Below are 13289 nucleotides of genomic sequence, written 5' to 3' on the forward strand. Positions count from 1 at the left end.
GGCGAGGGAGCAGACCGCCGCCGCAGCAACAGTGAGAGAGCCATCATCATGGCCACCGACAAAGAAGATCCCGCCCTCGCCCGCTTCCGCCAGATGTCGCGGCCGGTGCGGCTGATCTATGCGCGGCCGCGGACCTTCATCTCGCTTGGCGTCGGTGTTCTCGTCTGCCTGCTGCTGCCGGGCTCGCACCGGCTGGTGACGCGGCTGTTGTTCGGCTGGGATGCGCTGATCGCGGTCTATCTCGCGCTGGTTTACACCATGATGCTCTGCAACGATCATCACCACATTCGTCGCGCGGCTGCGATGCAGGACGACGGTCGCTTCGTGATCCTGCTGGTGACGGCGATCGGTGCGTTCGCCAGCATTGCCGCGATCCTTTCGGAGCTCGGCACGGCGCATCGCGGCGCGGCCGAGCTGACTATCGCGATTACCACCATCGCGCTGTCATGGGCCGCCGTGCACACCACCTTCGCGCTGCATTACGCACATGATTACTACCGGAACGCCAAGCCGGGCGGCCTGCAGTTTCCGAGCGGTGACAAGGAAGACCACGCCGACTATTGGGACTTCGTCTATTTCTCGTTCGTGATCGGCATGACCGCACAGGTCTCCGACGTTGGCATCACCGACAAGACCATCCGCCGCACCGCCACCGCGCACGGCATCGTGTCCTTCATCTACAACACGGCCTTGCTGGCGCTGACGGTGAACATCGCGGCGAGCGCGATCTCGAACTGATCTGCCGTTCCTGCGTTTCGCGGGGACGACAGGGAGAGGCTTCTCACCCTAAAGCGCGATGAGATTTGGATGAATCGTCATCGCGCTTTAGGTTGTTGTTTACGCATGATCTTTCCGGAAAACCGCCTCGCACTTTTCCGGATCATGCTTTAGTGACACACTTCGGCATTGGCATCGTTGCCGGGGCCGCCACCGCCGCGATATTCGAGATGACAGCCGCGGTTGACCGGACGGCAGCCGCCGCTGTTGCAGAACACCTGCCCGCCACCCGAAGGGCGGCTGGCACCGGCGGCAGCGGCAATGCCGGCAGCAGCACCATAGCCGCCCGCGGCGCCGGCAGCCTGACGACGCTGCCGTGCGGGACGCTCCTCGCTGTCGTCGCGTTTGGCGGACGAGGGGTTGGCCGGCTTGGCGGCACGCTGCTTCTCGCATTCGTTGTCGTCGTTGACGGCATAGCCCTCACGGCAGACGATCTTGGTGCATTTGTCGCCGTCGGCCTTGAAGCCGTGCTCACAGACCAGCGGGCAGACGCGCGACTGCTTGGCCTTGACGGTATCGAGCGCGTCGGTACTTGCCACCTTCACGTCGAGCTTGGTGCCGGCATAACGGTTGAACTGCGATAGCGATCGCTGCGAGGACGTGTTCCAGTTCCCGTCGGCCTGTCCGGAGAAGCAGCCGACGCGGCCGAGCTCGGTCTGCACCGAGCGGGTGAGATCGGCTGCCGGCGCCGCCGGCGCCAGCGAGGCGACGTTGGTGCCACCAGGGCTTGCGGTAGTGGCCGGCGCAGCGCTCGCCGCTGTCGCGGCGAGGTTGACGCGCTGCTGCTCGGCGGCGGCCGCCTGCTGCTGCGCCTGTTCTTTGGCTTTTTGCGCCGCGATCTGCGCCTGCTCGGCCGCCTTGGCGTCAGCCGCGGCCTTGGCCTGGGCTTCCTTCTGCGCACCGAGGGCCGCAAGACGATCGCGCTCGGCCTCGGCCTGCTTCGCCTTCTCGGTCGCCGCCGCATGAGCCTGCTCGGCGTCGATTTTCTCGAGCTGGAGCTTGGCTAGGCTCGCATAGAAGCCGTCGGGATGCTGGGCGAGAAACGCTTCCCATGCCGCCCGGTTGCCGACCTGGAGCGAGAGTTCATAGTCGCGGCGAATATCGGCCTGCGGGTTCGGCGCAGGCACCGCCGGCCCCGCCGCCACCACCTTAACCGGCACCAGCGGCACGTCATCGCCGCCGAGCGAGCCGTACACGAACGGCTCCTGCTTGTTGCCGGTCGACTTGAGCACGTCATCGCGCACGAAGCCGAAGGCGCGGCGGACATCGAGGCCTGGCGTCGTCAGATGCTTCGAGAGCGCGACCGTGAACGGGCTGTTGGCGCCATCGCCGTCTTGCGCGATGAAACCGGCCTTGGCCGAGTAGGCGATCAGCGTGTTCGGGCTGGTCGGCTCGACCTGGGCAAGGCCGCGGCCGATGCCGCGCGTTGCAATCGTACGCTTCATGGTCTTGCCGAACGGATTGTCGCGGCAGGCATCCAGGATCACCAGGCGCAGCTGCTTGGCGGGCTCGACGGCGACCAGGACACGGTCGAGCGACAGCGCCTCGTCGTACACGTCGGTATCGCGCTCGAGCTTGGCGTCGACAGGGATCAGATAGTTGGAGCCTTCGACCTCGATGCCGTGACCGGCATAATAGACCACAGCGATGTCGGCATCGCGGGTTGCATCGGCAAAGTCGCGCAGCACGCGCCGCGTGTCGAGCGCCGAGAGGTCGTGACGGGACTCGACGACGTCGAAGCCCGCCTCCCTCAGTGTCTTCGCCATCACCGCACCGTCATTGACGGGGTTCGCCAGCGAGGGCGCATGCTGGTAGGCCGAGTTGGCGAGCACCAGCGCGACGCGCTTTCCGGCAAAAGCGGGCCCGGCGCCGAACAGCAGCGCGGCGGCGAGCAGAAGCGGGCATAGTCTGAGCAGATTGCGCATGACACGACTTCCGAAGTTCAGAGGCGGTTCGAGCCCCTTTGGGACCGTTTTAGCAGGACCTGCTGCTGGCGCTTGTGATGGAGGTCACGAAGACGCCGGCGGCGGGCCGAAAGACCCTTTATGTTTGTCGCGCCAGTGCGGTCGGGGTTCGCCGACAAAGTTCGCTCGCCCGGTTCCCCTAGCCCTCTCCAAGGTGCCCCCGATATTGCGGCAGATTGTCCGTAATCTCGTGCCAGGGCGCCTTCGAGCCGACGAAGATGTGGGCGGTCGGCCGGATCGAGGGGGCGTCGACCAGGGTTCCCATGGCGACATGGACCCATTTCCCCTCACGCACCCGGGAATAAAGCAGCGAGCCGCAGCGCGCGCAGTGGGCGTCGTGGGTGATGTCGTCACCATAGATGAGGCGCTGGTCTGCGCCTTGGACAAGGCGGAGCTTGTGCTGCTCGATCCCGGCGAACGGCTTGAAGGCGGAGCCGGTGGTGCGGCGGCAGTTCGAGCAGTGGCAGTTCATCGCGTAGGCGAACGCGTCCGCCACCTCGAAGCGTACACTGCGGCAATAGCATTCGCCGGTGAGGATGCGAGCGTTCGAGTTTTCTGATCCGGTCATGACAACGTCTTCGCGCAAATCGGCTGACACACCCATAGCGCATTCTGATGTGTACGAGTAAGTTCCTCGCAAGACATCATGCAAAAGGATGACCCATGAGCCAGAACCGCTCGAGCGTCGAAGCCGTCGTGCAATCGTATTTCGATGGGCTCTATGAGGGGGACGCCGACAAGCTCGGTGCCATCTTCCACCCCTCCGCCGATTTGCGCTGGGTCGAGAACGGCGAATTGCAGGTGCTGACCGTGCCCGACTGGCTCGACCGCGTGCGGAAGCGTCCCTCCGGCAAGGCCGAAGGCAAGCCGCGTGAGGATTTCATCGTCACCATCGACCGCTCCGACGACAAGACCGCCTTCATCAAGGTCCGCTGCCAGCTGCCGCCGCGCTACTTCACGGACTATCTGGTCGCAATGAAGCTCGCCGACGGCTGGCAAATCGTGTCGAAGTCGTACCGGTATGATCTGAGAGAGTGAGGGCTTCTCTCAATCGACCTTTCACTGCCCAGAATCTGACGTGCTCGTCCGCCATTCTCCATCATTGCGAGCGCAGCGAAGCAATCCAGAGTCTCTCCGCGGTGATAGACTGGATTGCTTCGCTGCGCTCGCAATGACGGTGTGGAAACATCGTTCGCCTTTCCTCGCTCCTCCCCAATTGTCCAAAAGGCCCCCATGCTGCTCGATCGCCGTTCCCTGCTCGCCTCTCTCTGCTGGATGGCCGCTGCGCCCGCTTTTGCCGCGAAGGCGCCGCCTGAGCTCGAATCCTATGAGCGCGCAAGCGGCGGAAAGATCGGGGTCTATGCGGAGAATCTCGCCACAGGCGCAAAACTCGCCTGGCGCGCCGACGAACGCTTCGTGGTGTGCTCGACATTCAAGGCCTCGCTCGCGGCCTGCGTGCTGGCGCGGGTCGATCGCGGCGAGGAGCAGCTTGCGGCCATGATCCCTTACGGCCAAGATGACCTGCTCGACTACGCGCCCGTCGCCAAGCAAAACCTCGCCGCCGGCAAGATGTCGGTCGCTGACATGTGCAAGGCGATCGTCGAGCTCAGCGACAACACCTGTGCCAATCTGCTGCTGGCGCGGGTCGGCGGGCCCACCGCACTCACCGCGTTCTGGCGATTGCTCGGCGATGCCACCTCGCGGCTTGACCACAACGAGCCCGAGCTCAACCGCTCCCCGCCCGGCGATCCCCGCGACACCACGACGCCGGTGGCGATGGCCGGCAATCTGAAGCGGCTGATCGTGGGCGAGGCGCTGTCGCCGGCCTCTCGCGCACAGCTCACCGAGTGGATGGTGAACTGCAAGACCGGCGCGAACCGGCTGCGCGGCGGCCTGCCCGCGGACTGGAAGATCGGCGACAAGACCGGATACAACGGCAAGGATGCCGCAGGCGACATCGCCGTCGTCTGGCCCAAGCCTGACAGCAAGCCGGACATGCCGATCCTGATCGCGGCCTACACCCAGGGCGGCGCGCCGAACGCCGCCCAAATCCAAGCCGTATTTGCACGCATCGGGCGCATGGTGGCAGAGCAGCTGGTGTGAGCCGCGCCGCATTGACCTTGCGATTGCTTCCGGGCCAAGACAGGCCATGATCGCAGCGAAATTCCAGACCTTTCTCATCCTGCTCGCGGTGCTGGCGGGCACCGCGCTGGTCGCCCGTCGCTTCAACATCGCGCCCGCCATTTTGCTGATGCTCTCCGGCGTCGGCCTCGCCTTCGTGCCGGGCATGCCGCCGGTGGAGCTGCCGCCGGAACTGGTGCTGCTGATGGTGCTGCCGCCGCTGATCTACTCGGCGAGCGTTGCGATGAGCTGGCGCGAGTTCAGGAACAATCTGCGCCCGATCGTGCTGCTCGCGGTCGGCGCAGTGATCTTCACGGCGGCCATGGTGGCCGCCGCCACGCACTATCTGATCGGCCTGCCCTGGACGATCGGATTCCTGCTCGGGGCGATCGTCGCGCCGCCCGACGTGGTGGCACCGCTCGCGATCGCGCGCCGCCTGAACCTGCCGCGCCGGCTCGTGGTTATTCTCGAGGGCGAAGGGCTCGCCAACGATGCCACCGCATTGATCCTCTACCGCTTCGCGCTCGCCGCCATCATAGTCGGCCACTTCTCGCTGCCGCTGGCGGCCGGCGAATTCGCCCTTATCGTCACCGGCGAGATCGCATTCGGCATCGGCGTCGGCTGGCTCTCCCTGCGTTTCCGCAAATGGTCCAGGGACCCGCAGGTCGAGCTGACGCTGTCGCTGATCACGCCCTACGTCTCCTACTGGCTGCCCGAGCATGTCGGCGGCTCGGGCGTGATCGCCACGGTCGCCTGCGGCCTCTATGTCAGCTGGAACGGCCCGCTGCTGATCTCGTCGGCGACGCGCCTGCAGGGCATCTTCTTCTGGGATCTCATCATTTACCTGATCGAGGGCCTGCTGTTCCTGCTCACCGGCTTCCAGATGCGCGCCCTCTATGAGAAATCGAAGACGTTCCCGCTCGACGACATTCTGATCGCGACCGCCGTGGTCCTGATGATCATCGTGATCGCGCGCTTCGCCTGGCTCTATCCCGCGACCTATCTGCCGAGAATCCTCTCGAAGTCGCTGCGCGAGCGCGATCCCTCGCCGCCATGGCAATGGCCGTTCGTGCTCGCCTTCACCGGCGTGCGCGGCGCCGTGTCGCTCGCGGCCGCGCTGGCGCTGCCGTTCACGCTGCCCGAAGGCGATGCCTTCCCCTATCGCGACCTGATCCTGTTCGTCGCCTTCGGCGTCATCTTCGTCACGCTGATCGGCGTCGGTCTGACGCTGCCGCCGCTGGTGCGCTGGCTCGGCGTCGCCGAGGCCGGCCGCAGCGAGCACGTCGCCGCCCACGAGGCCGAGATCGCGGCGCGCCGCCAAGCGCTCGATGCCGCGCTGAAATCGCTGGACGCGCTGACCGCGGAGAAGGAGGTGTCCGAGGAGGTGATGCGGCTCCTGCGCGCGCGTCACGAGATTCGCCTCAACCAGCTCCCCGATGCGCTCGATCCCACTCAGCACGACGTCTCCGCCGCCGGCACCGCGCTGACCCGCGAGCTGATCGCCGCCGAACGCAAGTTCATCCACGAACTCCTGCGCGACGGCCAGATCACCGACGAGACCAGACGGCGGATCGAGCGCGATCTGGACTTGGAGGAGGCGAGCCTGGCGAACCGGGAATATCGGGGAGGGCCGCTGTAGCAGCCTGTCGTTGCGAGCGTAGCGAAGCATTTCCGCGGCGGCAGTCTGGGTTGCTCTGCTGCGCTCGCAATGACGGTTGTTGAGACAGCGGAGCGATCTACCGCTTCTCGCAGAAATCCCTGACCCCGGCCGCAACGGCCCTCGCAATCATCTCCTGCCGCTCAGACGAGTTGAGCTCCATCTCCTCGTCGCGGTTGATGATCGAGCCGGCCTCGAGCAGCACGGCAGCACTCCTCGTCCGCGACAGCACGATGAGCCCATCATAGCGGTATACGCCGACATCCTTGTCGAGCAACTGATGCCGGTAACGGCCCATCAGTGGCAGCGTGTACTGGCCGGCGTAATGCAGGCCCTGCTCCTTGAGCTGCCTGCCGATCATCCGCGCCAGCAGCAGGCTGGTGGCAAAATGCGGATTCTGCTTCGACACGAACAGCGAGTGACCCGAGAAGCGGTCGCTGAAATAGCTCTTCGCGCCGTCGAATTCCCAGGTCTCGAGCAATTTATCCGGCACCGAATCGTGATGGATCGACAGGAAGAGATCGGTCCGGCTGTCATTGGCGGCACTGACCCGTTTGAATAGGCTCGGCCGCGCCTTGCCATCCGTGACGAGCAGGCGGGTGGCGGCAAAGCCTTCGGACCTGAGCTTTGCCGTGATGAGTTTTGCGAGAACGAAGTTGAAGCCGAACTCCGGATCATTGCGCGCGCTGAGCGCGCCATAGGATTCCGGTGTGTGTCCGACGTCGACGACAATCCGGAATCTCCGCGGCTCGCATGTCTCCGGCGCAGACGTTTTCGGTTTCGCCTTTGCAGCCTTCCGCGCCGCGGCCGCCTGGCCATGATCAACTGGCGACAGCAAAAGCGGGATCAGCGCAAACGCGACAGCGACGATGGCGCGCCACGGCTTGCTCACACCGGCCTTTCCCCCTTCACCGTCACCCGTGTGCCGGAGCGCGTGTGCGGCCAGTAGTCCCACATCGCGCGATGCTGGGTGCAGCGGTTGTCCCAGAACGCGATGGCGTTCTCGGTCCAGCGGAAGCGGCACTGGAACAGCGGGTTCTCGGCATGCTGGTAGAGATAGGCCAGCATGGCGTCGCTCTCGTCGCGCGGGATGCCATTGATGTGGCGGGTGAAGCCGCGATTGACGTAGAGCGCCTTCTTGCCCGTGACCGGATGCGTGCGCACCACCGGGTGCTCGGCGTGGGGATAGGAGGGACGGTCGGCGACGCCATAGTTCGCGTAGAGCCCGCGATAGATCGGCTCGCCGTCGTGCAGCGCGGTGAGGCCGTCGAGATAGGCCTTCATGCGATCCGACAGCGCCTCATAAGCGGCGTACATGTTGGCGAACAGCGTGTCGCCGCCGCGCGGCGGGCACTGCTTGATGTAGAGGATCGAGCCCATCGGCGGTTCGAGATCGCAGGACACGTCGGAGTGCCAGCCCTCGCCATTGGCGCGCGGCGAGTTCTTGTCGGCGTAGATCTTCATCAAGGCCGGATCTTCGTCCTCGTGCGGCGCGGCCGGATGGAAATGCAGCTCGCCGAACTTGCGGCCGAAGGCGAGATGCTGCTTCGGCGTGATGTGCTGGTCGCGGAAGAAGATCACGAGGTTTTCGGCGAGCGCGCGATGGATCTCGTCCATCTGCCGGTTGGAGCGCGCGTCTCCCTCGACGAGCTGGCCGATATCGACGCCGGAGATTTCCGCGCCGATGATGGGCGTGAGCTTTTCGACCGCAATGGTCTCGTAAGCAGCGCCTTCGTCCGCGCTGTGGCGATAGCGCGGGCCCTGCTTGCCGGCGAGTGAGCTCATGGGTGTTGCTCCCAATCATTGTTGATTGGGAGCCATCGTAGCGTGCGGCAATAGATACGCAATCTGCACCGCAAACTCAGCTGTCGTCCCTGCGAAAGCAGGGACCCATAGCCACAGGATTGAATTTGGCGAAGACTCGGAGTGACAGTCTGCCCAACCACGACGCCCTGTGGTTATGGGTCCCTGCTTTCGCAGGGACGACAGCGGAGTGTGGGGTGCTAGCGAGCGAGTGAAATCACTCCGCCGCGGTCACCGGGACCTTGGCGCCCTGGCCGTAGCGCTGGTCGATGTAGTCGATCACCAGTGCCTTGAAGTCGGCGGCGATGCCGGGGCCGCGCAGCGTGCGGAACTTCTTGCCGTCGACGAACACTGGCGCGGCCGGCGCTTCGCCGGTGCCGGGCAGCGAGATGCCGATATTGGCGTGCTTGGATTCGCCGGGGCCGTTGACGATGCAGCCCATCACCGCGACGTTGAGCTGCTCGACTCCGGGATATTTCGTCTTCCAGGTCGGCATCTCGTCGCGGATGAAATCCTGGATCGAGCGCGCCAGCTCCTGGAACGTCGTCGAGGTGGTGCGGCCGCAGCCGGGGCACGCCGCAACCAGTGGCACGAAGGTGCGGAAGCCCATGGTCTGGAGCAGCTCCTGACCGACCTGCACCTCGCGGGTGCGGTCGCCGCCGGGCTCCGGCGTCAGTGAGATGCGGATGGTGTCGCCGATGCCCTGCTGCAGCAGGATGCCGAGCGCGGCCGACGAGGCGACGATGCCCTTCGAGCCCATGCCGGCCTCGGTGAGGCCGAGATGGATGGCGTAATCCGAGCGCGCCGCGAGGTCCTGATAGACCGCGATCAGATCCTGCACGGCCGAGACCTTGGCCGAGAGGATGATGCGGTCCTTCGGCATGCCGAGCTCCTGGGCCCGCGCTGCCGAGAGCAGCGCCGACTGCACCATCGCTTCACGCGTCACCGCGCGCACATCGCGCGGATTCGGCGACGCGGCGTTCTCGTCCATCAGCTTGGTCAGCAGCTCCTGATCGAGCGAGCCCCAATTGGCGCCGATGCGCACCGGCTTGTTGTTCTTGTTGGCGATCTCGATGATGTCGGCGAACTGGGTGTCGCGCTTGTCCTTGAAGCCGACATTGCCGGGATTGATGCGGTACTTGGCGAGCGCCTCGGCGCAGGCCGGATGCTCGGCGAGCAGCTTGTGGCCGATATAGTGGAAGTCGCCGATCAGCGGCGTGGTGATGCCGCGCTTGAGAAGGCCGTCGCGAATGTGCGGAACCGCGGCTGCGGCCTCCTCGCGGTCCACGGTGATGCGGACCATTTCGGAGCCGGCGCGCGCCAGCGCTGCAACCTGGGCGATGGTGCCGTCGATGTCGGCAGTATCGGTGTTGGTCATCGACTGCACGACGATCGGCGCACCGCCGCCAACAGTGACGTCGCCGACCTTCACCTGGGTGGTCTGGTGCCGGGGCGCCGGGCCCGCGAGGTCGGAATCGATGGAGTTTTCGAGCTTGTTCATGGGGTCCAAATATCAGGTTTGGGTGGCATTCAGCAATGCATCAGCCGGCGCCGCAGCCGTTTGGCGGTATCCCTTTGAGTTCGAAGTTCCCTCACTCGCGGCGCCTCTGAGCGAACTTCGAATTCAAAGGGATACCAAGAACTTATGAATCGAGTGCGGCCTCCGGTTCAGGAGCTCCCTTATGGGCTCGCGGCACCGGGAGAGGGAGCTCCTGAACGGCCGCACTCGGACGGTTAACGAGGAAAAGCCCAGCAATTACAAGGACGGCGGCCGCCCCGAAAGCCAGGCTCAGGGTATCGTGCATGATGAAATAGCTACCCACCACGCCAAACAAAGGGGTGATGAAGGTAAAAGCAGACAATTTGCTGGCCGAATAGGCCTTCACCAGCGCGAACCAAAGCGTGAACGTGGTTCCCACCACCCAGATCGCCTGGAAGGCCATCAGGCCGAGCGACAGCGGCGACGGTGTGTGGGTGACGGTCTCCCCGAACAGATACGCCGCCAGCCCCAAAATCGGGATCGAGGTCGCGACCTGGTAGCCGAGCGCCTTCTCGGGAGCCGCGAAGCGCAGCCTTGTGCCCTTGGCGACCAGTGTGGTCGCCGCCCAGAGCGCCGCGCCGCCGACGATCAGGAGATCGCCGAGCAGGACATGCGCGTCCACATTGGGTTGCGGAACGCCGATCGCGAGCGCAACGCCGGCAAAGCTGATGGCGAGGCCGAGCCATTGCGCAGCCCCGAGCCGCTCGCCGAGCACCTGATAGGAGCCGAGCGCCACGAAGAACGGCGCGGTGTAGAGGAACACCACCGCGCGCGAGGCAGAGGTCAGACGCAGGCCCTGGAAGATCAGCACGAACTCGATGCCGAACATCAGTCCTGCGATCAGGCCAGGCTTCCAGGTGCCGTCGCGCTCGAAGAACTTCACGCCCCGCAACCTGCCGATGATGAACAGCACCGGCAGCGCGCCCATGGAGCGGATCATCGCCTGCAGCATCGGCGGGATGTCCGGCAGCACCAGCTTCACCGCGATCTGGTTGAAACCCCAGGTCAGGCACAGCATGAGCATCAGGGCAATGGCGCCGGCACTGAGGGGACGACCGGCAGACGGGATGGCTTGAGGTGCGGACATGTCTTCCTGTGATCCGGCTTTGCGCCGTTGTTGGTTTATGCAGCTTTCTGACAATGGGTGCAGACGCCCGTGATCTCCACCACGGACAATTTGGGCGCAAAGCCCGAGCCGCGCGCCGCGGCGTTGATATCCCCGGCGAAGGATGCCGAGGGTATCTCGCCGACGAGGCCGCAGCGCTCGCAGATCAGGAACGCCACCGCCGAGGTTGAATCGTGGTCGTGGGCGGCGCAGGCGAGATAGGCGTTGCGGCTTTCTATGCGGTGCACGAGGCCGTTGGCCATCAGGAAATCGAGCGCCCGGTAGACCGTGATCGGCGCAGGCCGCGCCATCGACTTGGCGAGCTCGTCGATCACCTCATAGGCGCCGAGCGGGCGATGGCTGGAAAGCAAAGCTCCCAGCACCTGACGGCGGATCGGTGTGAATTTCTGCGCACGCAGCTTGCAAACGGCCTCGGCATGCGCCAGCGCGTCCGCAGTGCAGCGGCCGTGATCGTGGTCGGGCGCAGGAAAGGCCGGCTTTGCGAGGGTCATGTCGGCAGCGTTCTAGCATTTCGGGGAGGGAACCCAAAGCGCGACGCGGAATGCGGCTGCCCGCCATGCTCTTGCCGCGGGACAGCCTCCCGGCGATCCGCCATGAAATAATCATAAGCTTGCTTATTATATCCCAAGCTTATTGGAGGCCAAGCTTATGAGCCGCGGGTCGGTTGACCAGAATTTCCTTTTCACGCTCGGCGAGCTCTACCGTCTGCTGCGTGTCTATGCCGACAAAGAGGCCTCTCGCTTCGGCATCACCCGCGCGCAATGGGCCGTGCTGACCAAGGTCGAGCGCAGCGAGGGCATGAAGCAGTCGGAACTCGCTGAGCTGCTGGAGATGCAGCCGATCACGCTGACGCGGCTGATCGACAAGCTGTGCGACAACGATTGGATCGAGCGTCGCAGCGATGCCTCGGACCGCCGCGTCAAGCGCCTTTATCTGAAGAAAGCCGGGCGGCAACTGCTCGGACGGATGAGCGGGCTGAAGTCCGAGCTCACGGCCAATGCCCTCGACGGCATCAACCCGGCGGACGCCCACCGCCTTCTCACCCAACTCGAAACAATCAAGGAAAACGTGCGTAACGCGATCCAGAGTAGCGGAGCGGAACAGGCGCGTAAGGAGCAGCGCTATGGCTGATCAGGTCCTCAAATTCCAGCCCGAGCAGAAGATCGACGGCGGCAAGCCGACCAAGAAGGCCGGCACCGATCCGCGGCGCCGCTTCATGGCCGGCCTGCGCCGCTATCGGCGCTTCCTGCTGATGGTCGTGCTGCCTGTTGTGGTCGCCATCGGCGGCCTCACCTTCTATCTCAATGGCGGCCGCTATGTCGGCACTGACGATGCCTATGTCGGCGCGCAGAAGGTTCTGGTGACGCCTGACATCTCCGGCAAGATCGATAAGGTCGTGGTCAGGGAAGGCCAGCTCGTCCAGCAGGGCGACGTGCTGTTCGAGATCGACCCCGTGCCGTTTCGCCTCGCGGTGGATGAGGCCAAGGCGCAGCTGATGCAGGCGCAGACCACGTACGACAATCTTCGCGCCAACATCAAGATCTACGGCGATATGCTCAACCTCGCCCAGCAGGGCGTCGACCTCAAGCAGCGCGACGTCGAGCGCAAGCAGGCGCTGGTGAAGAACAGTTACGGCTCGCAGCTCGACCTCGACAACGCCGCGAACGCGCTGGTCACGTCGGGGTCGATCGCACAATACGTCAAGCAGCAGATCTCGACGGCCAAGACGCAACTGCTCGGTGACACCGACCTGCCGCTGGAAAAGTTCCCGCCCTATGCGCAGGCCAAGGCCAAGCTCGACAATGCCGAGCGCAATCTCGATCACGCCGTGGTGCGCGCGCCGATGAGCGGCGTGGCGACGCAGGTCGAGCAGATCCAGCTCGGCCGCTACGTCAGCGCCGGCACGGCGGTGTTCTCCATCATCGATGTCGCTCATCCCTGGGTCGACGCCAACCCGAAGGAGAGCGACCTCACCTATGTCACCGAGGGGCAGCCTGTGACCCTCGAGGTCGACGCGTTCCCGAACCACGTGTTCAAAGGCAAGATCGGCTCGCTCTCGCCCGGCACCGGCGCGCAATTCGCGATCCTGCCGCCGCAGAACGCCACCGGCAACTTCGTCAAGGTGGTGCAGCGCGTGCCGATCCGAATCTATTTCGACGAGACCGACAAATATGTCAGGAAGCTGAAGGCCGGCATGAGCGTCTATGCCACCATCGACACCGGCCACAAGCGCTCGCTCGCCGGACTGTTCGGCCTGTCGGCGACGGCAAGCCAGGATAAAGACCACGACAAGGACTGATC

At 64.7% G+C, this 13289-nt stretch carries 13 protein-coding genes; 6 read left to right on the forward strand and 7 right to left on the reverse strand.

Going from position 1 to position 13289, the window contains the following annotated elements; all coding sequences use genetic code 11:
• Positions 1-48: 48 nt before the first annotated feature.
• On the forward strand, positions 49-738 hold the full coding sequence (locus tag AC5V87_RS38585) for a DUF1345 domain-containing protein (protein WP_456841515.1): 690 nt from the start codon (positions 49-51) through the stop codon (positions 736-738).
• A gap of 149 nt (positions 739-887) precedes the next feature.
• Here the strand turns inward: AC5V87_RS38585 and AC5V87_RS38590 are convergent, their stop codons facing one another.
• Together AC5V87_RS38590 and AC5V87_RS38595 are read right to left on the reverse strand one after the other, a co-directional pair.
• Complete coding sequence (locus AC5V87_RS38590) at positions 888-2702, reverse strand: caspase family protein (RefSeq protein WP_495369585.1); 1815 nt, start codon at positions 2700-2702, stop codon at positions 888-890.
• A gap of 178 nt (positions 2703-2880) precedes the next feature.
• Positions 2881-3309: a GFA family protein gene (locus AC5V87_RS38595; protein WP_495369586.1), complete on the reverse strand. Its 429-nt coding sequence runs from the start codon at positions 3307-3309 to the stop codon at positions 2881-2883.
• 95 nt (positions 3310-3404) lie between these two features.
• Here AC5V87_RS38595 and AC5V87_RS38600 point away from each other — a divergent pair, with 95 nt between their 5' ends.
• The 3 genes from AC5V87_RS38600 to AC5V87_RS38610 all read left to right on the forward strand — a co-directional run bounded on the left by AC5V87_RS38600 (position 3405) and on the right by AC5V87_RS38610 (position 6501).
• Entirely contained in the window at positions 3405-3779 is a 375-nt protein-coding gene (locus AC5V87_RS38600) for a nuclear transport factor 2 family protein (protein WP_456841518.1), read from the forward strand.
• 195 nt (positions 3780-3974) lie between these two features.
• Positions 3975-4844, forward strand: a complete 870-nt coding sequence (gene bla / locus AC5V87_RS38605) for a class A beta-lactamase (protein ID WP_495369587.1) — start codon at positions 3975-3977, stop codon at positions 4842-4844.
• A gap of 46 nt (positions 4845-4890) precedes the next feature.
• Entirely contained in the window at positions 4891-6501 is a 1611-nt protein-coding gene (locus AC5V87_RS38610) for a Na+/H+ antiporter (RefSeq protein ID WP_495369588.1), read from the forward strand.
• A gap of 97 nt (positions 6502-6598) precedes the next feature.
• On the opposite strand, the gene AC5V87_RS38615 is transcribed toward AC5V87_RS38610, so the two are convergent.
• The 5 genes from AC5V87_RS38615 to AC5V87_RS38635 all read right to left on the reverse strand — a co-directional run bounded on the left by AC5V87_RS38615 (position 6599) and on the right by AC5V87_RS38635 (position 11479).
• Positions 6599-7411 (reverse strand): N-acetylmuramoyl-L-alanine amidase, encoded by an 813-nt coding sequence (locus AC5V87_RS38615; protein WP_456841521.1) that lies wholly within the window; start codon positions 7409-7411, stop codon positions 6599-6601.
• The gene (locus AC5V87_RS38620) at positions 7408-8304 is read right to left on the reverse strand and encodes a TauD/TfdA dioxygenase family protein (protein ID WP_456841522.1); all 897 of its coding nucleotides are present in this window, start codon (positions 8302-8304) and stop codon (positions 7408-7410) included. The genes AC5V87_RS38615 and AC5V87_RS38620 overlap by 4 nt, the downstream gene beginning before the upstream one ends.
• Before the next feature lie 235 nt (positions 8305-8539).
• A complete protein-coding gene (gene ispG / locus AC5V87_RS38625; RefSeq protein WP_456841523.1) occupies positions 8540-9823 on the reverse strand; it encodes a flavodoxin-dependent (E)-4-hydroxy-3-methylbut-2-enyl-diphosphate synthase in 1284 nt (427 codons plus the stop codon).
• 142 nt (positions 9824-9965) lie between these two features.
• A complete protein-coding gene (locus AC5V87_RS38630) occupies positions 9966-10949 on the reverse strand; it encodes a DMT family transporter (RefSeq protein WP_495369589.1) in 984 nt (327 codons plus the stop codon).
• Between the two features lie 35 nt (positions 10950-10984).
• Positions 10985-11479, reverse strand: a complete 495-nt coding sequence (locus AC5V87_RS38635; RefSeq protein WP_456841525.1) for a Fur family transcriptional regulator — start codon at positions 11477-11479, stop codon at positions 10985-10987.
• Between the two features lie 157 nt (positions 11480-11636).
• Here AC5V87_RS38635 and AC5V87_RS38640 point away from each other — a divergent pair, with 157 nt between their 5' ends.
• Positions 11637-12119 (forward strand): MarR family winged helix-turn-helix transcriptional regulator, encoded by a 483-nt coding sequence (locus AC5V87_RS38640; protein ID WP_456841526.1) that lies wholly within the window; start codon positions 11637-11639, stop codon positions 12117-12119.
• A complete protein-coding gene (locus AC5V87_RS38645) occupies positions 12112-13287 on the forward strand; it encodes an HlyD family secretion protein (protein ID WP_456841527.1) in 1176 nt (391 codons plus the stop codon). Before AC5V87_RS38640 ends, AC5V87_RS38645 begins: the two co-directional genes overlap by 8 nt.
• Positions 13288-13289: the final 2 nt, after the last annotated feature.

It is taken from the genome of Bradyrhizobium sp. SOJA106, assembly GCF_059448745.1.

What these genes read in the sequence shown, in the direction of transcription:
- AC5V87_RS38585 (WP_456841515.1), top strand. Translation starts at nt 49, where the DNA reads ATGGCCACCGACAAAGAAGATCCCGCCCTCGCCCGCTTCCGCCAGATG.
- AC5V87_RS38590 (WP_495369585.1), bottom strand. Translation starts at nt 2,702, where the DNA reads ATGCGCAATCTGCTCAGACTATGCCCGCTTCTGCTCGCCGCCGCGCTG.
- AC5V87_RS38595 (WP_495369586.1), bottom strand. Translation starts at nt 3,309, where the DNA reads ATGACCGGATCAGAAAACTCGAACGCTCGCATCCTCACCGGCGAATGC.
- AC5V87_RS38600 (WP_456841518.1), top strand. Translation starts at nt 3,405, where the DNA reads ATGAGCCAGAACCGCTCGAGCGTCGAAGCCGTCGTGCAATCGTATTTC.
- bla (WP_495369587.1), top strand. Translation starts at nt 3,975, where the DNA reads ATGCTGCTCGATCGCCGTTCCCTGCTCGCCTCTCTCTGCTGGATGGCC.
- AC5V87_RS38610 (WP_495369588.1), top strand. Translation starts at nt 4,891, where the DNA reads ATGATCGCAGCGAAATTCCAGACCTTTCTCATCCTGCTCGCGGTGCTG.
- AC5V87_RS38620 (WP_456841522.1), bottom strand. Translation starts at nt 8,304, where the DNA reads ATGAGCTCACTCGCCGGCAAGCAGGGCCCGCGCTATCGCCACAGCGCG.
- ispG (WP_456841523.1), bottom strand. Translation starts at nt 9,823, where the DNA reads ATGAACAAGCTCGAAAACTCCATCGATTCCGACCTCGCGGGCCCGGCG.
- AC5V87_RS38630 (WP_495369589.1), bottom strand. Translation starts at nt 10,949, where the DNA reads ATGTCCGCACCTCAAGCCATCCCGTCTGCCGGTCGTCCCCTCAGTGCC.
- AC5V87_RS38635 (WP_456841525.1), bottom strand. Translation starts at nt 11,479, where the DNA reads ATGACCCTCGCAAAGCCGGCCTTTCCTGCGCCCGACCACGATCACGGC.
- AC5V87_RS38640 (WP_456841526.1), top strand. Translation starts at nt 11,637, where the DNA reads ATGAGCCGCGGGTCGGTTGACCAGAATTTCCTTTTCACGCTCGGCGAG.
- AC5V87_RS38645 (WP_456841527.1), top strand. Translation starts at nt 12,112, where the DNA reads ATGGCTGATCAGGTCCTCAAATTCCAGCCCGAGCAGAAGATCGACGGC.